Here is a 19,454-nt window from a genome sequence, read left to right on the forward strand (position 1 = left end):
TCCCGAACTCAGTAGTGAAACGATGCATCGCCGATGGTAGTGTGGGGTTTCCCCATGTGAGAGTAGGTCATCGTCAAGATTCATTTCGCAAAACCCCTATCTGCGCAAGCAGGTAGGGGTTTTGTCTATTATGGGTTGATGCATGGCATTTGGGTCGTTTCGGGGGCCCTTTTCCTATGCAAGCCCACGACCCATAGCTATCATGCCAGCCTTATTCCAAGTCGAGACTGGCATGCTGAAGTTGTTGAATCTCCTCAAGGATGGCCGGTTCCATTCCGGAGAAGCCTTGGGTGCAGCCCTCGGGGTGAGCCGCAGCGCCGTTTGGAAGCAGCTGCAGCATCTGGAGAGTGAGCTAAATCTCACCATTCATAAGGTTCGCGGACGCGGCTATCAGCTAGCGGCGCCCCTGGCCTTGCTCGAAGCGAAGGCAATTGCCGAATATGCTGATGCTGAGCAATGGCCAATGTTCATCCACGAAACCATCGGCTCGACTAACGCTGAAGGGTTGCGGCTCGTGGGGGAGGGGCTGGCAGCTCCCTTTCTGGTGCTTGCCGAGCGACAGAGCGCTGGGCGTGGCCGTCGCGGTCGTCAGTGGGTAAGTCCTTTCGCGGAAAACCTTTACTACAGCCTGGTGTTACGTGTCGAAGGCGGCATGCGACAGCTCGAAGGGCTGAGTCTGGTGGTCGGCTTGGCGGTAATGCGCACCTTGGAAGGCTTCGGTGTTAAGGAAGTTGGGCTCAAGTGGCCTAATGATGTTCTTGTGCGTGGGCAGAAAATCGCCGGCATCCTGCTTGAGTTGGTCGGTGATCCGGCGGACGTCTGTCACGTTGTTCTTGGCATTGGCGTCAATGTGAACATGCAGGTAAACGTCCAGGTCGATCAGCAGTGGACATCCATACGGCGTGAGGTTGGCTCTCCCATCGATCGTAATCGCCTGGTGGCAATGCTCAGCCAGCAACTGCAGCACGAGCTGGCGCGTCACCGACGTTATGGTTTTGCCGCTTTTCAGGAGGAATGGGAGCAAGCACATCTATGGCAGGGGCGTAACGTATCGCTTGTTGCCGGCAGTACCCAGATCGATGGAGTAGTGCTTGGAGTGGATGGGCAGGGTGGCTTGCGCCTGGAGATCGATGGCGTGGAGAAGAGCTTCAGTGGTGGTGAGCTCAGTTTGAGGTTGCGTGATGATTCTTGAGCTCGATTGCGGTAACAGCTTCATCAAATGGCGAGTCATTCATGCTGTCGACGCTACTATCGTGGGTGGCGGCATTGTGGATTCGGATCAGGCGCTTGTGGCCGAGGTCGGTACTTTGGCTTCGCTGCGTTTGTCGGGTTGTCGTATCGTCAGTGTGCGCAGCGAGGAAGAAACGGCAGCGCTCTGTACGCTGATCGCTCAGGCGTTTTCTGTGTTGCCGCGTGTCGCGGAACCGGCTCGTGAGATGGCCGGGGTGCGCAATGGATATGAAGATTTCCAGCGCCTGGGCATGGATCGCTGGCTCGCGGCGTTGGGCGCTTTCCACTTGGCCAAGGGTGCGTGCTTGGTGATCGACCTGGGTACAGCTGCCAAGGCCGACTTCATTGGCGCTGATGGCGAGCATCTTGGGGGGTACATCTGCCCAGGTATGCCACTGATGCGCAGCCAGTTGCGCACGCACACTCGACGCATCCGCTACGACGACGCATCTGCGGAGCGTGCCTTGACCAGCCTTGCTCCTGGGCGCTCGACCGTCGAGGCGGTCGAGCGTGGCTGCGTGTTGATGCTGCAGGGCTTTGCTCGTACGCAGCTGGAGCAAGCACGCTCGCTGTGGGGGGAGGACTTTACTGTATTCCTCACTGGGGGGGATGCACCATTGGTGCGTGAAGCAGTACCGCAGGCGCGCGTGGTTCCCGACTTGGTATTCGTTGGCTTGGCAATGGCCTGCCCTTTGAGCTGAGGTGTTTATGCGTTGGTTGTTTCTGCTATTGCTGGTGCTCAACGTCTTCTATTACGTCTGGCACCAACAGGAAGCCCCGCTAAAAGCCAAGGATGTCGCCCCGCTCTCGTTGTACAAAGGCAATCAGCAGGAGATTCGTCTCTTGCGTGAAACGGGTGTGGCCACGCCGCCCCGTCGCCGCGACGAATGTCTGGTGGTGGGCGGCCTGGCAGGGCGAGATCAAATCGATGCCCTGCGCCAGCGCTTGTTGAGCTTGGATATCAGTGCATTGCCGGTATCTGGGCAGCTGCCCGGCGCTGATGGCCTCTGGCTCAAGATTTCCCCGGAAAGCGAGCGTTTGCTGGATCAAACGGTCCTCGCCACTCTTTCCAACGATTTCAAAGACTTAAAACATAAAATTATTTTCTGCCAGGGTATTGCAACTGGCGAATAGCTTGATAGAATGGCGCCCGCTTCACAGGGAACACCACTGAGGTGGTAGAGCTGGAGGCAGTGTCAAAGTTGCTAAGCTTCAGATTTGATTGAAAAAATTTGAAAATAAGCTTGACACTAGGGCGGCAGACAAATAGAATGCCGGCCACATCTGGAGGGATTCCCGAGCGGTCAAAGGGGACGGACTGTAAATCCGTTGCGAGAGCTTCGAAGGTTCGAATCCTTCTCCCTCCACCAGTTTTAGCGAGAGCCGCAAGCTCCGCGGGTATAGTTTAGTGGTAGAACCTCAGCCTTCCAAGCTGATGATGCGGGTTCGATTCCCGCTACCCGCTCCAAGTTTGCTGGGTTTTGCACAATGTGTTTCGCTCTTGTAGCTCAGTTGGTAGAGCACACCCTTGGTAAGGGTGAGGTCAGCGGTTCAAGTCCGCTCAAGAGCTCCATATAAACAAGGCAGATATGAAAATATCTGCCTTTGTTTTATCAGCGTAAGACTATTTCTTCTGCGGAGGATTGTATCGATGGCTAAGGAAAAGTTTGATCGTTCCCTTCCCCACGTTAACGTCGGCACTATCGGCCACGTTGACCACGGTAAGACCACTCTGACCGCAGCTCTGACTCGCGTTTGCTCCGAAGTTTTCGGTTCGGCAATCGTTGAGTTCGACAAGATCGACTCGGCTCCGGAAGAAAAAGCGCGCGGTATCACCATCAACACCGCTCACGTTGAGTACAACTCGACCATTCGTCACTACGCTCACGTTGACTGCCCAGGTCACGCTGACTACGTGAAGAACATGATCACCGGTGCTGCCCAGATGGACGGCGCGATCCTGGTTTGCTCGGCCGCCGATGGTCCGATGCCACAAACCCGTGAGCACATCCTGCTGTCCCGTCAGGTTGGCGTTCCGTACATCGTGGTCTTCCTGAACAAGGCTGACCTGGTAGACGACGCCGAGCTGCTGGAACTGGTCGAGATGGAAGTTCGCGACCTGCTGTCCACCTACGACTTCCCAGGCGACGACACTCCGATCATCATCGGTTCTGCTCGTATGGCCCTGGAAGGCAAAGACGACAACGAAATGGGCACTACCGCTGTCAAGAAGCTGGTAGAAACTCTGGACAGCTACATTCCTGAGCCAGTTCGTGCCATCGACCAGCCGTTCCTGATGCCGATCGAAGACGTATTCTCGATCTCGGGGCGTGGTACCGTTGTTACCGGTCGTATCGAGCGTGGTATCGTCCGCGTTCAGGATCCGCTGGAAATCGTTGGTCTGCGTGACACCACCACCACCACCTGCACCGGTGTTGAGATGTTCCGCAAGCTGCTGGACGAAGGTCGTGCTGGCGAGAACTGCGGCGTTCTGCTGCGTGGTACCAAGCGTGATGACGTTGAGCGTGGCCAGGTTCTGGTCAAGCCAGGTTCGGTCAAGCCGCACACCAAGTTCACCGCAGAAGTCTACGTTCTGTCGAAGGAAGAAGGCGGCCGTCACACTCCGTTCTTCAAAGGCTACCGTCCTCAGTTCTACTTCCGTACCACTGACGTGACCGGTAACTGCGAACTGCCGGAAGGCGTTGAAATGGTAATGCCAGGTGACAACATTCAGATGACTGTTACCCTGATCAAGACCATCGCAATGGAAGACGGTCTGCGCTTCGCTATCCGTGAAGGCGGTCGTACCGTCGGCGCCGGCGTCGTAGCAAAAATTATCGAATAAGTAGTTGATTTACTTGATCAGGCCGGTATAATGGCCGGCCTGATACAGCGTTACAGGTCAGTAGCTCAATTGGCAGAGCGACGGTCTCCAAAACCGTAGGTTGGGGGTTCGATTCCCTCCTGACCTGCCATTCACCTCAGTGTGATTGGCTTTCTTCTTACAGGATCCTCCCCGATGACTCCCAAAACTGAAGCCCAAGAATCGCGTTTTGATCTGTTCAAGTGGCTGGCTGTAGTGGCTTTGGTGGTTGTTGGTGTAGTGGGTAATCAGTATTACTCCGCCTCCCCAATCCTGTACCGCGTTCTTGCGCTTCTCGCCCTGGCTGCTGTTGCAGGCTTTGTAGCTCTGCAGACTGCGAAGGGTAAGTCGTTCTTTGCGCTTGCGAAGGAAGCTCGTACTGAGATCCGTAAAGTCGTGTGGCCGACCCGCCAGGAAACCACCCAGACCACGCTGATTGTCGTGGCTGTCGTGCTGGTTATGGCACTGCTGCTGTGGGGTCTTGATTCCCTGCTCGGCTGGGCGGTCTCCCTGATCGTTGGCTAAAGGTGTCCCGTGGCTAAGCGTTGGTATGTTGTGCATGCTTACTCGGGTTACGAGAAGCATGTTATGCGCTCCCTGATAGAGCGCGTCAAGCTGGCAGGCATGGAAGACGGTTTCGGCGAGATCCTGGTCCCGACCGAAGAAGTCGTCGAAATGCGCAACGGCCAGAAGCGCAAAAGTGAGCGTAAATTCTTCCCTGGCTATGTTCTGGTCCAGATGGAGATGAACGAAGGGACTTGGCACTTGGTCAAGGACACCCCTCGTGTGATGGGCTTTATTGGTGGCACTGCAGATAAGCCTGCACCGATCACTGATAAAGAAGCTGAGGCTATCCTGCGTCGCGTTGCCGATGGTAGTGACAAGCCGAAGCCGAAGACGTTGTTCGAGCCCGGTGAAGTGGTTCGAGTCATTGACGGTCCGTTCGCTGACTTCAATGGTAACGTCGAAGAGGTTAACTACGAAAAGAGTCGCCTCCAGGTGGCGGTGCTCATTTTCGGTCGCTCTACTCCGGTAGAGCTCGAGTTCAGCCAGGTCGAAAAGGTCTAGGCGGACGAAGCATCCCATACCCCGCAGCCCTGTGTGCTGCGGGGTTTTGTCGTCACTGGGATAAAACGCAAGTCATCCGGGGAGCCATCTGGCGTTCGTACCCGATATTGGAGTAGCTCATGGCTAAGAAGATTCAGGCTTACATCAAGCTGCAAGTTAAGGCCGGCCAGGCCAACCCAAGCCCACCCGTTGGTCCAGCACTGGGTCAACACGGTGTGAACATCATGGAATTCTGCAAGGCCTTCAACGCCCGTACTCAGGGTCAAGAAGCCGGCCTGCCGACTCCTGTGATCATCACTGTTTACAGTGACCGTAGCTTCACTTTCGAAACCAAGAGCACCCCTGCCTCGGTTCTGCTGAAGAAAGCTGCTGGCCTGACCAGTGGTTCGGCTCGCCCGAACACCGTCAAAGTCGGTACCGTGACCCGTGCTCAGCTGGAAGATATCGCCAAAGCTAAACAGGCTGATCTGACCGCTGCTGACCTGGACGCTGCTGTACGCACCATCGCTGGCTCTGCCCGCAGCATGGGCCTGAACGTGGAGGGTGTGTAATGGCTAAGCTGACCAAGCGCCAAAAGGCTATTGCTTCGAAAATCGAAGCTGGCAAAGTTTACAACTTCGAAGACGCAGCTGCGCTGCTGGCTGAACTGTCCACCGTGAAGTTCAGCGAATCTTTCGACGTTGCTGTCAACCTCGGTGTTGACCCGCGTAAATCCGACCAGGTCGTACGTAGCGCTACTGTGCTGCCACACGGCACTGGCAAGACCGTACGCGTTGCTGTCTTCACCCAGGGTCCAGCTGCTGAGGCCGCTCTGGCTGCCGGCGCTGACCGTGTAGGTATGGACGATCTGGCTGCCGAAATGAAAGGCGGCGACCTGAACTATGACGTAGTCATCGCATCGCCAGATGCCATGCGCGTTGTGGGTCAGCTGGGTCAGGTTCTGGGTCCTCGCGGCCTGATGCCTAACCCGAAAGTCGGTACTGTGACTCCTGATGTTGCCACGGCTGTGAAAAACGCCAAGGCCGGTCAGGTTCGCTATCGCACCGACAAAAACGGTATCATCCACACCTCCGTTGGCAAGGTCGGCTTCGAAGCTGGCAAGCTGAAGGAAAACGTTGAGGCCCTGATCGCTGATTTGAAGCGTATCAAGCCGGCTTCTTCGAAAGGTATCTACGTCAAGCGCGTTACCCTGAGCACCACTATGGGCCCAGGTCTGGTCATCGATCAGAGCTCGCTGAACGCGTAAGGCAATGATGGCGCGATCCGTCGCGCCATCAGCAAAATTGGGGTCCCTGCCTGGCGGGGGCTATCCAAGACCGTAGGCGGCGCAAGCCTTAAACCTCAAGCCTACGCAGATGGTGCTCCCGATTCGTTACCGAATCAGACACCAAAACGACATCCGGCTTCGGCCAGATGAAACGGTAAAAACCAGGAGTAAACCCGTGGCAATTAAACTCGAAGACAAGAAAGCCATCGTCGCTGAAGTCAACGAGGCTGCCAAAGTCGCTCTGTCCGCTGTCGTGGCCGATGCCCGTGGTGTGACTGTAAGCGCAATGACCGGACTCCGTAAAGAGGCCCGCGAAGCTGGCGTATACGTACGTGTCGTACGTAACACCCTGCTCAAGCGCGCAGTTGAAGGCACCGAGTATTCGATCCTCAACGACGCGTTCAAAGGCCCGACCCTGATTGCTTTCTCCAACGAACACCCGGGCGCTGCTGCTCGTCTGTTCAAAGAGTTCGCCAAGGGTCAGGACAAGTTCGAGATCAAGGCAGCTGCGTTTGACGGCAATTTCATTGCCGCCAACCAGATCGATGTACTGGCTACCTTGCCGACCCGTGACGAAGCTATCGCACGTCTGATGAGCGTTATTCAAGGCGCTACCAGCAAGCTGGCTCGTACTCTGGCGGCCGTTCGCGACCAGAAAGAAGCTGCTGCTGCCTAAGGCCGCGTAACCTCTTTCAAAATCATATGTTTAATTTGATGGCTGCGTAGGCTGTCACCCCAATACAGGATTTAAGTCATGTCCCTGACTAACGAGCAAATCATCGAAGCAATCGGCCAGAAAACCGTTCTGGAAGTTGTTGAGCTGATCAAAGCTATGGAAGAAACCTTCGGCGTTACCGCTGCTGTTGCCGCTGCTGGCCCAGCTGCTGCTGCTGCCGTTGTTGAAGAGCAGACCGAGTTCAACGTTGTTCTGGTTGAAGCCGGCGACAAGAAAGTGAACGTGATCAAAGCCGTTCGCGAGCTGACCGGTCTGGGCCTGAAAGAAGCCAAAGAGAAAGTCGATGGCGCTCCTCAGGTCGTAGCTGAAGGCGTTTCGAAAGAAGCCGCTGAAGACGCTAAGAAGAAGCTGGAAGAAGCAGGCGCTAAAGTCGAGCTGAAGTAATCTCGACTTTGCGACTCCAGCCGGAGCGTTGAGCAAAGGCTGATGGCTGGTGGCTTATGCCACCGGCCTTTTTCCGTTATTGGTGGCCGATCAGGTCGGCCCCGATAACAAGCTGCAAGACACCCATGTGGGTGGCGCAAACCAAGGGGTTTGCACGATTTTCTGGCTGCTCCCGCCGGGAGAAGCCAAACAAGCAGGTGACCAAGCTGGGGAACGCTGATGGCTTACTCATACACTGAGAAAAAACGTATCCGCAAGGACTTTAGCAAGTTGCCGGACGTCATGGATGTGCCTTACCTCCTGGCCATCCAGCTGGATTCGTATCGCGAATTCCTGCAAGCGGGAGCATCCAAGGATCAGTTCCGCGACGTCGGCCTGCACGCGGCCTTCAAATCGGTATTTCCGATCATCAGCTACTCCGGCAATGCTGCCCTGGAGTACGTAGGCTATCGCCTGGGCGAACCCGCCTTCGATGTGAAGGAATGTGTCCTGCGTGGCGTGACCTTCGCGGTCCCGCTGCGGGTCAAGGTGCGCCTGATCATCTTCGACAAGGAATCGTCGAACAAAGCGATCAAGGACATCAAAGAGCAAGAAGTCTACATGGGTGAAATCCCCCTGATGACTGAGAACGGTACCTTCGTTATCAACGGTACCGAGCGTGTGATCGTTTCCCAGCTGCACCGTTCGCCTGGTGTGTTCTTCGACCACGACCGTGGCAAGACGCACAGCTCCGGCAAGCTGCTGTACTCCGCTCGCATCATTCCGTACCGCGGCTCCTGGTTGGACTTCGAGTTCGACCCGAAAGACTGCGTGTTCGTCCGTATCGACCGTCGTCGCAAACTGCCGGCCTCGGTACTGCTGCGCGCCTTGGGTTATAGCACCGAAGAGGTTCTGAACACCTTCTACACCACCAACGTGTTCCATATTTCCGGCGAGAAACTCAGCCTGGAACTGGTGCCTCAGCGTCTGCGTGGTGAAGTTGCGGTCATGGACATCCATGACGAAACCGGCAAGGTCATCGTTGAGCAGGGCCGCCGTATTACCGCGCGCCACGTCAACCAGCTCGAGAAGGCCGGTGTGAACCAGCTGGACGTTCCGATGGAATACGTCCTGGGCCGCACCACCGCCAAGGCCATTGTGCATCCGGCCACCGGCGAGATCATCGCCGAGTGCAACACCGAGCTGACCACCGAGCTGCTGATCAAGATCGCCAAGGCTCAGGTCGTTCGCATCGAGACGCTGTACACCAACGACATCGACTGCGGTCCGTTCATCTCGGACACCCTGAAGATCGACACCACCAGCAACCAACTGGAAGCGCTGGTCGAGATCTATCGCATGATGCGCCCAGGCGAGCCGCCAACCAAGGATGCTGCCGAGACCCTGTTCAACAACCTGTTCTTCAGCGCTGAGCGTTACGACCTGTCGGCCGTAGGCCGCATGAAGTTCAACCGTCGTATCGGTCGTACCGAGATCGAAGGTTCGGGCGTGCTGAGCAAGGAAGACATCGTCGAGGTTCTCAAGACCCTGGTCGATATCCGTAACGGTAAAGGCATCGTCGACGACATCGACCACCTCGGTAACCGTCGCGTACGTTGCGTCGGCGAGATGGCCGAGAACCAGTTCCGTGTTGGCCTGGTGCGCGTCGAGCGCGCGGTCAAGGAACGCCTGTCGATGGCTGAAAGCGAAGGCCTGATGCCGCAGGACCTGATCAACGCCAAGCCGGTTGCGGCGGCGGTGAAAGAGTTCTTCGGTTCCAGCCAGCTTTCGCAGTTCATGGACCAGAACAACCCGCTCTCCGAGATCACCCACAAGCGCCGTGTTTCCGCACTCGGCCCGGGCGGTCTGACCCGTGAGCGCGCAGGCTTCGAAGTCCGTGACGTACACCCGACCCACTACGGCCGCGTGTGCCCGATCGAGACCCCTGAAGGTCCGAACATCGGTCTGATCAACTCCCTGGCGGCCTATGCCCGCACCAACCAGTACGGCTTCCTGGAAAGCCCGTACCGCGTGGTGAAGGAAGGCGTGGTCAGCGATGACATCGTGTTCCTGTCGGCGATCGAAGAAGCTGATCACGTCATCGCCCAGGCTTCGGCCGCGATGAACGACAAGAAGCAACTGATCGACGAACTGGTGGCCGTTCGTCACCTGAACGAATTCACCGTCAAGGCGCCGGAAGACGTCACCCTGATGGACGTATCGCCGAAGCAGGTTGTTTCCGTTGCTGCCTCGCTGATTCCGTTCCTCGAGCACGACGACGCCAACCGTGCACTCATGGGTTCGAACATGCAGCGTCAGGCTGTACCAACCCTGCGTGCTGACAAGCCGCTGGTCGGTACCGGCATGGAGCGCAACGTTGCCCGTGACTCCGGTGTCTGCGTGGTTGCTCGTCGCGGTGGTGTGATCGACTCCGTCGACGCCAGCCGTATCGTCGTTCGCGTAGCTGACGACGAAGTCGAGACCGGTGAAGCAGGTGTAGATATCTACAACCTGACCAAGTACACCCGCTCCAACCAGAACACCTGCATCAACCAGCGTCCGCTGGTTAGCAAAGGTGACAAGGTTGCGCGCGGCGACATCATGGCCGACGGCCCGTCCACCGACATGGGTGAACTGGCGCTGGGTCAGAACATGCGCATCGCGTTCATGGCGTGGAACGGCTTCAACTTCGAAGACTCCATCTGCCTGTCCGAGCGTGTGGTTCAGGAAGACCGCTTTACCACAATCCATATTCAGGAACTCACCTGTGTGGCGCGTGACACCAAGCTTGGCCCAGAGGAAATCACTGCGGATATCCCGAACGTGGGTGAAGCTGCGCTGAACAAGCTGGACGAAGCCGGTATCGTCTACGTAGGTGCTGAAGTCGGCGCTGGCGACATCCTGGTCGGCAAGGTCACGCCAAAAGGCGAAACCCAGCTGACTCCGGAAGAAAAACTGCTGCGCGCGATCTTCGGTGAGAAGGCCAGCGACGTTAAGGATACCTCCCTGCGCGTGCCGACTGGCACCAAGGGTACCGTCATCGACGTACAAGTCTTCACCCGTGATGGCGTAGAGCGCGACAGCCGCGCACTGGCCATCGAGAAGATGCAGCTGGACGAGATTCGCAAGGACCTCAACGAAGAGTTCCGTATCGTCGAAGGTGCAACCTTCGAGCGTTTGCGTTCTGCCCTGAACGGCCAAGTGGTCGACGGTGGCGCGGGCCTGAAGAAAGGCACCGTGATCACTGACGAAGTGCTGGACGGTCTGGAGCACGGCCAGTGGTTCAAGCTGCGCATGGCTGAAGATGCACTGAACGAGCAGCTGGAAAAGGCTCAGCAGTACATCGTAGATCGCCGTCGCCTGCTGGACGACAAGTTCGAAGACAAGAAGCGCAAGCTGCAGCAGGGCGATGACCTGGCACCGGGCGTACTGAAGATCGTCAAGGTTTACCTGGCCATCCGCCGTCGCATCCAGCCGGGTGACAAGATGGCTGGTCGTCACGGTAACAAAGGTGTGGTCTCGGTCATCATGCCGGTAGAAGACATGCCGCACGATGCCAACGGTACTCCGGTCGACGTCGTACTGAACCCGCTGGGCGTACCTTCGCGTATGAACGTCGGTCAGATCCTTGAAACCCACCTGGGCCTCGCGGCCAAAGGTCTGGGCGAGAAGATCGACCGCATGATCGAAGAACAGCGCAAAGCCGCTGAGCTGCGTGGCTTCCTCACCGAGATCTACAACGAGATCGGTGGTCGTCAGGAGAACCTGGAAGAGTTCACCGACGAAGAGATCCTCGCCCTGGCGCACAACCTGAAGAAAGGCGTGCCTATGGCTACTCCGGTCTTCGACGGTGCCAAGGAGCGCGAGATCAAGGCCATGCTGAAGCTGGCTGACCTGCCAGAGAGCGGCCAGATGGTGCTGTTCGACGGTCGCACCGGCAACAAGTTCGAGCGTCCTGTGACCGTTGGTTACATGTACATGCTCAAGCTGAACCACTTGGTGGACGACAAGATGCACGCGCGTTCCACTGGTTCCTACAGCCTGGTTACCCAGCAGCCGCTGGGTGGTAAGGCGCAGTTCGGTGGTCAGCGTTTCGGGGAGATGGAAGTGTGGGCGCTGGAAGCATACGGCGCGGCATACACCCTGCAAGAAATGCTCACAGTGAAGTCGGACGACGTGAACGGCCGTACCAAGATGTACAAGAACATCGTGGATGGCGATCACCGTATGGAGCCGGGCATGCCCGAGTCCTTCAACGTGTTGATCAAAGAGATCCGTTCGCTCGGTATCGATATCGATCTGGAAACCGAATAACACGTGACGCGAAGGGGAGTGGGGCTGGTACAGCCCGCTTCCTGCTCCGCCAGGAGGAAAGGCCTTGAAAGACCTACTGAATTTGCTGAAAAACCAGGGTCAAGTCGAAGAGTTCGACGCCATCCGCATCGGTCTGGCGTCGCCTGAAATGATCCGTTCGTGGTCGTTCGGTGAAGTTAAGAAGCCGGAAACCATCAACTACCGTACGTTCAAACCTGAGCGTGACGGCCTTTTCTGCGCCAAGATCTTTGGCCCGGTCAAGGACTACGAGTGCCTGTGCGGCAAGTACAAGCGCCTCAAGCACCGCGGTGTGATCTGCGAGAAGTGCGGCGTTGAAGTTGCCTTGGCCAAGGTTCGTCGTGAGCGCATGGCGCACATCGAGCTGGCCTCGCCGGTTGCCCATATCTGGTTCCTGAAGTCGCTGCCGTCCCGTATCGGCCTGCTGATGGACATGACCCTGCGTGACATCGAGCGCGTTCTCTATTTCGAGAGCTACGTCGTCATCGACCCAGGCATGACTACCCTCGAGAAGGGTCAGCTGCTGAACGACGAGCAGTACTTCGAAGCGCTGGAAGAGTTCGGTGACGATTTCGACGCCCGCATGGGTGCCGAGGCTGTCCGCGAGCTGCTGCACGCTATCGACCTGGAGCACGAGATCGGTCGCCTGCGCGAAGAGATTCCGCAGACCAACTCGGAAACCAAGATCAAGAAGCTGTCCAAGCGCCTGAAGCTGATGGAAGCTTTCCAGGGCTCGGGCAACCTGCCTGAGTGGATGGTCCTGACCGTTCTGCCAGTACTGCCGCCGGACCTGCGTCCGCTGGTTCCGCTGGATGGCGGCCGCTTCGCGACCTCCGACCTGAACGACCTGTATCGTCGGGTGATCAACCGTAACAACCGTCTGAAGCGCCTGCTCGATCTGTCGGCGCCGGACATCATCGTGCGCAACGAAAAGCGCATGCTGCAGGAAGCGGTAGACGCCCTGCTGGACAACGGCCGTCGCGGTCGCGCCATCACTGGCTCGAACAAGCGTCCGCTGAAGTCCCTGGCCGACATGATCAAAGGTAAGCAAGGTCGTTTCCGTCAGAACTTGCTCGGCAAGCGTGTGGACTACTCCGGCCGTTCGGTAATTACCGTAGGCCCGACCCTGCGTCTGCATCAGTGCGGTCTGCCGAAGAAGATGGCCCTCGAGCTGTTCAAGCCGTTCATTTTCGGCAAGCTGGAAATGCGTGGTCTGGCGACCACCATCAAGGCTGCCAAGAAGATGGTCGAGCGCGAGCTGCCAGAGGTATGGGACGTTCTCGCTGAGGTGATTCGCGAACACCCCGTACTGCTGAACCGTGCACCGACCCTTCACCGTCTGGGTATCCAGGCGTTCGAGCCTGTGCTCATCGAAGGCAAGGCCATTCAGCTGCACCCACTGGTCTGTGCTGCGTACAACGCCGACTTCGACGGTGACCAGATGGCCGTTCACGTGCCTCTGACCCTGGAAGCACAGCTTGAAGCGCGCGCGCTGATGATGTCGACCAACAACATTCTGTCGCCAGCCAACGGTGAGCCAATCATCGTTCCGTCGCAGGACGTTGTACTGGGTCTGTACTACATGACCCGTGAAGCCATCAATGCCAAGGGCGAAGGTCGCGTGTTCGCCGACCTGCAGGAAGTCGATCGTGTATTCCGCGCCGGCGAAGCCGCTCTGCACGCGAAAATCAAGGTCCGTATCAACGAGACCGTGAAAGACCGTGATGGCAGCATCACCAAGAACACCCGCATCGTCGACACCACTGTCGGCCGTGCACTGCTGTTCCAGGTTGTACCGGCAGGCCTGCCGTACGATGTGGTCAACCAGCCGATGAAGAAAAAGGCGATCTCCAAGCTGATCAACCAGTGCTACCGCGTGGTTGGTCTGAAAGAGACCGTTATCTTCGCCGACCAGTTGATGTACACCGGTTTCGCCTACTCGACCATTTCCGGCGTTTCCATCGGTGTGAATGACTTCGTCATCCCTGATGAAAAAGCACGCATCATTGGCAGCGCCACTGATGAAGTGAAGGAAATCGAGAGCCAGTACGCCTCCGGCCTGGTAACCCAGGGCGAGAAGTACAACAAGGTCATCGACTTGTGGTCCAAGGCGAACGACGAAGTGTCCAAGGCGATGATGGCCAACCTCTCGAAAGAGAAGGTCATTGACCGCGAGGGCAAAGAAGTCGAGCAAGAGTCCTTCAACTCGATGTACATGATGGCTGACTCCGGTGCGCGGGGTTCCGCAGCACAGATCCGTCAGCTGGCCGGTATGCGTGGCCTGATGGCCAAGCCGGACGGCTCGATCATCGAGACGCCGATCACTGCGAACTTCCGTGAAGGTCTGAGCGTACTCCAGTACTTCATCTCGACTCACGGTGCTCGTAAAGGTCTGGCGGATACCGCATTGAAGACTGCGAACTCCGGTTACCTGACCCGTCGTCTGGTGGACGTTGCGCAAGACCTGGTTGTAACCGAGATCGATTGCGGTACCGACCACGGCCTGCTGATGACTCCGCACATCGAAGGCGGTGACGTCGTGGAGCCGTTGGGTGAGCGTGTACTGGGCCGTGTCATCGCCCGTGACGTGTTCAAGCCAGGCACCGAGGACGTCATCGTTCCTGCCGGTACCCTGGTCGACGAGCAGTGGGTCGAGTTCATCGAGCTGAACAGCATCGACGAAGTTGTCGTACGTTCGCCGATCAACTGCGAAACCCGCTACGGTATCTGTGCCAAGTGCTACGGTCGTGACCTGGCCCGCGGTCATCAGGTGAACATCGGTGAAGCTGTCGGCGTTATCGCTGCCCAGTCGATCGGTGAGCCTGGTACCCAGCTGACCATGCGTACGTTCCACATCGGTGGTGCTGCAAGCCGGACTTCGGCTGCCGACAGCGTCCAGGTGAAGAACGGCGGTATGGTGCGTCTGCACAACCTGAAGCAGGTCGAGCGTGCCGATGGCAACCTGGTTGCCGTATCGCGTTCCGGTGAGCTGGCCATTGCCGATGAATTCGGCCGTGAGCGCGAGCGTTACAAGCTGCCTTACGGTGCGGTGATTTCGGTCAAGGAAGGTGACAAGGTCGAAGCTGGCGCCATCGTCGCCAAGTGGGATCCGCACACCCACCCGATCGTTACCGAGCTGAAAGGTACCGTGACCTTCGTGGGCATGGAAGAAAACATCACCATCAAGCGCCAGACCGACGAGCTGACCGGCCTGACCAACATTGAAGTGCTGGACGTCAAGGATCGCCCTGCCGCAGGCAAGGAAATCCGTCCGGCAATCAAGATGGTCGACGCCAATGGCAAGGATCTGTACCTGCCAGGTACCGACGTACCTGCACAGTACTTCCTGCCAGCGAACGCCTTGGTTGGTGTTGCTGACGGTGCGCAGATCGGCGTTGGTGACGTTATTGCGCGTATCCCGCAAGAAACGTCGAAGACCCGTGACATCACCGGTGGTCTGCCGCGTGTTGCCGACCTGTTCGAAGCGCGTCGTCCGAAAGAAGCCTCGATTCTGGCTGAGGTCAGCGGCACCATCGCATTCGGCAAGGAGACCAAAGGCAAGCGTCGCCTGGTCATTACCCCGACCGACGGTAGCGATCCGTACGAAGAGCTGATTCCGAAGTGGCGTCACCTGAACGTCTTCGAAGGCGAACAGGTAAACCGCGGTGAAGTTATCTCCGACGGCCCGAGCGATCCGCACGACATCCTGCGTCTGCTGGGTGTGAGCGCGCTGGCGAAATACATCGTCAACGAGATCCAGGACGTTTACCGTCTGCAAGGCGTTAAGATCAACGACAAGCACATCGAGACCATCCTGCGTCAGATGCTGCGTAAGGTCGAGATCTCCGAGTCGGGCGATTCCAGCTTCATCAAGGGCGACCAGATGGAACTGACTCAGGTGCTGGTCGAGAACGAGCGTCTCGCCGCTGATGACAAGTTCGTCTCGAAGTTCACCCGTGTGTTGCTGGGTATCACCAAGGCGTCGCTTTCGACCGAGTCGTTCATCTCCGCGGCTTCCTTCCAGGAAACCACCCGCGTGCTGACCGAAGCGGCCGTAACCGGCAAGCGCGATTACCTGCGCGGCCTGAAAGAGAACGTGGTCGTGGGTCGTCTGATCCCGGCCGGTACCGGTCTGGCCTACCACAGCGAGCGTAAGCGTCGCCGTGAAGCCGACAAACCGCTGCGCGTAAGTGCCAGTGAGGTGGAAGCCGCACTGACCGAAGCGCTGAATTCCAGCGGTAACTAAGTACAGGGCAGGGCCCCGGCAAGCCCCGAACGGTCATCGGAGACATGAAATGTTGCCGATGATCGGGCGGGGAGGGCCGGGGCCTTGTCTTGACTGGGTGCAAGATCCTCTTTAGACTTTTGTACCCTTAAATTTGGTGAGGCTCCGTCTCGCCAATTTTTGGCTTTCTTGCAAGACAATAGAGTCGCAAGACAATCAGTGGAGCTAGTAGATGGCAACTATCAACCAGCTGGTACGTCAGCCGCGTAAGCGTTCGGTCGAAAAGTCCGACGTTCCTGCGCTGCAGAACTGCCCGCAACGTCGTGGCGTGTGCACCCGCGTGTACACCACCACGCCGAAAAAACCTAACTCGGCACTGCGTAAAGTATGCCGTGTGCGTCTGACCAACGGTTTCGAGGTTTCCTCGTACATCGGCGGTGAAGGCCACAACCTGCAAGAGCACAGCGTCGTCCTGATCCGTGGCGGCCGTGTAAAAGACTTGCCAGGTGTTCGTTACCATACCGTTCGCGGCTCTCTGGATACTTCGGGCGTCAAAGGCCGTAACCAGGGTCGTTCGAAGTACGGTACCAAGCGTCCGAAGTAATCGGCCGTTTGCAGACATCCATTTTTTTGAGTCGATAAGAGTAAGGTCGGGCAGGGGTCGAAGACCCACGTCCCGGGCTAACCTGAAGACCGTTTGAGGGCTTATCATGCCAAGACGTCGTGTAGCAGCAAAACGTGAGATCCTTGACGATCCGAAGTACGGATCCCAGATCCTCGCCAAGTTCATGAACCACGTGATGGAAAGCGGCAAGAAGGCCGTAGCCGAGCGCATCGTTTACGGTGCCCTGGATACCGTCAAAGCACGCAAGAACAGCGACCCCCTGGAAATCTTCGAGAAAGCTCTCGACGCCATCGCTCCGCTGGTCGAAGTAAAGTCCCGTCGTGTCGGCGGTGCCACTTACCAGGTTCCGGTTGAAGTTCGTCCATCCCGTCGTAACGCTCTGGCAATGCGCTGGCTCGTAGACTACGCCCGCAAGCGCGGCGAGAAGTCGATGGCTCTGCGCCTGGCTGGCGAGCTGCTGGATGCTGCCGAAGGCAAGGGTGCTGCAGTCAAGAAGCGTGAAGACGTGCACCGTATGGCTGAAGCCAACAAAGCGTTCTCGCACTACCGCTTCTAATTCAAGCATCAACATTTTTGCGAGGGCTTTATGGCTCGTACTACAGCAATTAACCGCTACCGTAACATCGGTATCTGTGCTCACGTTGACGCGGGCAAGACTACCACTACCGAGCGGATCCTGTTCTACACAGGTCTGAGCCACAAGATGGGCGAGGTGCACGACGGCGCCGCGACCACCGACTGGATGGTGCAGGAGCAGGAGCGCGGTATCACCATTACCTCCGCTGCCGTTACCACCTTCTGGAAGGGTTCCGTTGGTCAGTACGACAACTACCGTGTAAACGTCATCGATACCCCTGGCCACGTTGACTTCACCATTGAAGTAGAGCGTTCGCTGCGTGTACTCGACGGCGCGGTCGTTGTGTTCTGCGGTACCTCCGGCGTTGAGCCTCAGTCCGAAACCGTATGGCGTCAGGCCAACAAGTACGGCGTTCCACGTGTTGTTTACGTGAACAAGATGGACCGTGCCGGTGCAAACTTCCTGCGCGTCGTAGGTCAGATCAAGAACCGCCTGGGTCACACCCCGGTTCCTGTTCAGCTGGCCATCGGTTCGGAAGATAACTTCCAGGGTCAGGTCGACCTGATCAAGATGAAGGCTATCTACTGGAACGACGACGACAAAGGCACCACTTATCGCGAGGAAGAAATTCCTGCCGATATGCTGGAGCTGGCTCAAGAGTGGCGCTCCAACATGGTTGAAGCTGCTGCCGAGTCCAGCGAAGAGCTGATGAACAAGTACCTGGAAGGCGAAGAGCTGACCGTCGAAGAGATCAAAGCCGGTCTGCGCGCGCGCACCCTGGCCAGCGAAATCGTACCGGCTGTCTGCGGTTCGTCGTTCAAGAACAAGGGCGTTCCCCTGGTTCTCGACGCCGTCATCGACTACCTGCCTGCTCCGACCGAGATCCCTGCAATCCAGGGTATCAACCCGGACGACAAGGACCTGGACAAAGACGATCCGGCTGTTCGTAAAGACGAGCGTCACGCCGACGACAACGAGCCGTTCTCTGCTCTGGCGTTCAAGATCGCGACCGACCCGTTCGTTGGTACTCTGACCTTTGTTCGCGTCTACTCCGGCGTTCTGAGCTCCGGTGACTCGGTCATCAACTCGGTCAAGGGCAAGAAAGAGCGCGTTGGTCGTATGGTGCAGATGCACGCCAACCAGCGTGAAGAGATCAAGGAAGTGCGCGCTGGCGACATCGCGGCACTGATCGGCATGAAGGACGTGACCACGGGCGAAACCCTGTGCAACGCCGACAAGCCAATCATTCTTGAGCGTATGGACTTCCCTGAGCCGGTCATTTCGCTCTCCGTCGAGCCGAAAACCAAGGCTGACCAGGAGAAGATGGGTATTGCTCTGGGCAAGCTGGCCCAGGAAGACCCGTCGTTCCGCGTCAAGACCGACGAAGAGACTGGCCAGACCATCATCTCGGGCATGGGTGAGCTGCACCTGGACATCCTCGTTGACCGCATGAAGCGCGAGTTCAACGTCGAAGCCAACATCGGTAAGCCGCAGGTTTCGTACCGCGAGAAGATCACCAAGTCCGGCGTTGAGATCGAAGGCAAGTTCGTTCGTCAGTCGGGTGGTCGTGGTCAGTTCGGTCACTGCTGGATCCGTTTCTCGGAGCCAGATCAGGACGAGAAAGGCAACATCACCGAAGGTCTGGTGTTCTCCAACGAAGTCGTTGGTGGTGTGATTCCTAAGGAATTCATCGCCCCGATCCAGAAGGGTATCGAAGAGCAGATGAAAAACGGCGTCGTTGCCGGTTATCCTCTGATCGGCCTGAAGGCCACGGTATTCGACGGTTCGTACCACGACGTCGACTCCAACGAAATGGCGTTCAAGATCGCTGCTTCGATGGCAACCAAGCAGCTGGCCCAGAAGGGCGGTGGCGTGGTCCTCGAGCCGATCATGAAGGTCGAAGTTGTAACCCCGGAAGACTACCTGGGTGACGTGATGGGTGACCTGAACCGTCGTCGTGGTCTGGTCCAGGGTATGGATGAGTCGGTCTCCGGCCGCGTCGTCCGTGCTGAAGTACCGCTCGGAGAAATGTTCGGTTATGCGACCGACGTTCGTTCCATGTCTCAGGGTCGCGCAAGCTACTCCATGGAATTCTCCAAATACGCCGAAGCTCCGTCGAACATCGTCGAAGCACTCGTTAAAAAACAAGGCTAATCCCCTTTAGGCAA

At 57.4% G+C, this 19,454-nt stretch carries 16 protein-coding genes, 4 tRNA genes and 1 rRNA gene; all 21 read left to right on the top strand.

Features of this window, described 5'->3' with window-relative positions; all coding sequences use genetic code 11:
* Positions 1–79 (top strand): 5S ribosomal RNA (gene rrf, locus NGJ21_RS26100); the annotation flags it as partial.
* 153 nt (positions 80–232) lie between these two features.
* On the top strand, positions 233–1,192 hold the full coding sequence (birA, locus tag NGJ21_RS16245) for a bifunctional biotin--[acetyl-CoA-carboxylase] ligase/biotin operon repressor BirA (RefSeq protein WP_251962407.1): 960 nt from the start codon (positions 233–235) through the stop codon (positions 1,190–1,192).
* Positions 1,182–1,931: a pantothenate kinase gene (locus tag NGJ21_RS16250; RefSeq protein ID WP_115273747.1), complete on the top strand. Its 750-nt coding sequence runs from the start codon at positions 1,182–1,184 to the stop codon at positions 1,929–1,931. The genes birA and NGJ21_RS16250 overlap by 11 nt, the downstream gene beginning before the upstream one ends.
* 7 nt (positions 1,932–1,938) lie before the next feature.
* On the top strand, positions 1,939–2,364 hold the full coding sequence (locus tag NGJ21_RS16255) for a hypothetical protein (RefSeq protein WP_046788138.1): 426 nt from the start codon (positions 1,939–1,941) through the stop codon (positions 2,362–2,364).
* A 152-nt stretch (positions 2,365–2,516) separates the two neighbouring features.
* Positions 2,517–2,600: transfer RNA gene (locus NGJ21_RS16260), tRNA-Tyr, on the top strand.
* Positions 2,601–2,624: 24 nt separating this feature from the next.
* A tRNA-Gly gene (locus NGJ21_RS16265) sits at positions 2,625–2,698 on the top strand.
* A gap of 29 nt (positions 2,699–2,727) precedes the next feature.
* Positions 2,728–2,803, top strand: a tRNA-Thr gene (locus NGJ21_RS16270).
* A gap of 78 nt (positions 2,804–2,881) precedes the next feature.
* On the top strand, positions 2,882–4,075 hold the full coding sequence (tuf, locus tag NGJ21_RS16275) for an elongation factor Tu (RefSeq protein ID WP_003255489.1): 1,194 nt from the start codon (positions 2,882–2,884) through the stop codon (positions 4,073–4,075).
* A gap of 54 nt (positions 4,076–4,129) precedes the next feature.
* Positions 4,130–4,205, top strand: a tRNA-Trp gene (locus tag NGJ21_RS16280).
* Positions 4,206–4,249: 44 nt separating this feature from the next.
* A complete protein-coding gene (secE, locus tag NGJ21_RS16285; RefSeq protein ID WP_008089117.1) occupies positions 4,250–4,618 on the top strand; it encodes a preprotein translocase subunit SecE in 369 nt (122 codons plus the stop codon).
* 9 nt (positions 4,619–4,627) lie between these two features.
* Entirely contained in the window at positions 4,628–5,161 is a 534-nt protein-coding gene (nusG, locus tag NGJ21_RS16290) for a transcription termination/antitermination protein NusG (protein ID WP_012316525.1), read from the top strand.
* A 119-nt stretch (positions 5,162–5,280) separates the two neighbouring features.
* Positions 5,281–5,712 carry a 50S ribosomal protein L11 gene (rplK, locus tag NGJ21_RS16295; RefSeq protein WP_003255500.1) on the top strand — a complete coding sequence of 144 codons (432 nt, stop codon included), beginning with the start codon at positions 5,281–5,283 and terminating at the stop codon, positions 5,710–5,712.
* Positions 5,712–6,407, top strand: a complete 696-nt coding sequence (gene rplA / locus NGJ21_RS16300) for a 50S ribosomal protein L1 (RefSeq protein ID WP_008089131.1) — start codon at positions 5,712–5,714, stop codon at positions 6,405–6,407. Before rplK ends, rplA begins: the two co-directional genes overlap by 1 nt.
* Positions 6,408–6,603: 196 nt before the next feature.
* Complete coding sequence (gene rplJ, locus NGJ21_RS16305; protein WP_012316523.1) at positions 6,604–7,104, top strand: 50S ribosomal protein L10; 501 nt, start codon at positions 6,604–6,606, stop codon at positions 7,102–7,104.
* Between the two features lie 78 nt (positions 7,105–7,182).
* Entirely contained in the window at positions 7,183–7,548 is a 366-nt protein-coding gene (rplL, locus tag NGJ21_RS16310) for a 50S ribosomal protein L7/L12 (protein ID WP_003255496.1), read from the top strand.
* 49 nt (positions 7,549–7,597) lie between these two features.
* Positions 7,598–7,768 carry a hypothetical protein gene (locus tag NGJ21_RS16315; protein WP_155294789.1) on the top strand — a complete coding sequence of 57 codons (171 nt, stop codon included), beginning with the start codon at positions 7,598–7,600 and terminating at the stop codon, positions 7,766–7,768.
* Positions 7,768–11,841 carry a DNA-directed RNA polymerase subunit beta gene (gene rpoB, locus NGJ21_RS16320; protein ID WP_012316522.1) on the top strand — a complete coding sequence of 1,358 codons (4,074 nt, stop codon included), beginning with the start codon at positions 7,768–7,770 and terminating at the stop codon, positions 11,839–11,841. Before NGJ21_RS16315 ends, rpoB begins: the two co-directional genes overlap by 1 nt.
* Positions 11,842–11,905: 64 nt before the next feature.
* Positions 11,906–16,105, top strand: coding sequence for a DNA-directed RNA polymerase subunit beta' (rpoC, locus tag NGJ21_RS16325; RefSeq protein WP_039601744.1), 4,200 nt, complete (start codon positions 11,906–11,908; stop codon positions 16,103–16,105).
* A gap of 211 nt (positions 16,106–16,316) precedes the next feature.
* Entirely contained in the window at positions 16,317–16,688 is a 372-nt protein-coding gene (gene rpsL / locus NGJ21_RS16330) for a 30S ribosomal protein S12 (RefSeq protein ID WP_003255492.1), read from the top strand.
* Between the two features lie 106 nt (positions 16,689–16,794).
* Complete coding sequence (gene rpsG / locus NGJ21_RS16335) at positions 16,795–17,265, top strand: 30S ribosomal protein S7 (protein WP_003246741.1); 471 nt, start codon at positions 16,795–16,797, stop codon at positions 17,263–17,265.
* 30 nt (positions 17,266–17,295) lie between these two features.
* Positions 17,296–19,440 (top strand): elongation factor G, encoded by a 2,145-nt coding sequence (gene fusA, locus NGJ21_RS16340; protein WP_046788136.1) that lies wholly within the window; start codon positions 17,296–17,298, stop codon positions 19,438–19,440.
* The last annotated feature ends 14 nt before the right edge of the window (positions 19,441–19,454 follow it).

The organism is Pseudomonas sp. Marseille-Q5299 (genome assembly GCF_943737035.1).
Lineage (GTDB): Bacteria > Pseudomonadota > Gammaproteobacteria > Pseudomonadales > Pseudomonadaceae > Aquipseudomonas > Aquipseudomonas putida_E.

Excerpts from the sequence above, each read along its gene's own strand:
- birA (WP_251962407.1), top strand. The coding sequence starts at position 233 with ATGCTGAAGTTGTTGAATCTCCTCAAGGATGGCCGGTTCCATTCCGGA.
- NGJ21_RS16250 (WP_115273747.1), top strand. The coding sequence starts at position 1,182 with ATGATTCTTGAGCTCGATTGCGGTAACAGCTTCATCAAATGGCGAGTC.
- NGJ21_RS16255 (WP_046788138.1), top strand. The coding sequence starts at position 1,939 with ATGCGTTGGTTGTTTCTGCTATTGCTGGTGCTCAACGTCTTCTATTAC.
- tuf (WP_003255489.1), top strand. The coding sequence starts at position 2,882 with ATGGCTAAGGAAAAGTTTGATCGTTCCCTTCCCCACGTTAACGTCGGC.
- secE (WP_008089117.1), top strand. The coding sequence starts at position 4,250 with ATGACTCCCAAAACTGAAGCCCAAGAATCGCGTTTTGATCTGTTCAAG.
- rplK (WP_003255500.1), top strand. The coding sequence starts at position 5,281 with ATGGCTAAGAAGATTCAGGCTTACATCAAGCTGCAAGTTAAGGCCGGC.
- rplA (WP_008089131.1), top strand. The coding sequence starts at position 5,712 with ATGGCTAAGCTGACCAAGCGCCAAAAGGCTATTGCTTCGAAAATCGAA.
- rplL (WP_003255496.1), top strand. The coding sequence starts at position 7,183 with ATGTCCCTGACTAACGAGCAAATCATCGAAGCAATCGGCCAGAAAACC.
- rpoB (WP_012316522.1), top strand. The coding sequence starts at position 7,768 with ATGGCTTACTCATACACTGAGAAAAAACGTATCCGCAAGGACTTTAGC.
- rpsL (WP_003255492.1), top strand. The coding sequence starts at position 16,317 with ATGGCAACTATCAACCAGCTGGTACGTCAGCCGCGTAAGCGTTCGGTC.
- rpsG (WP_003246741.1), top strand. The coding sequence starts at position 16,795 with ATGCCAAGACGTCGTGTAGCAGCAAAACGTGAGATCCTTGACGATCCG.
- fusA (WP_046788136.1), top strand. The coding sequence starts at position 17,296 with ATGGCTCGTACTACAGCAATTAACCGCTACCGTAACATCGGTATCTGT.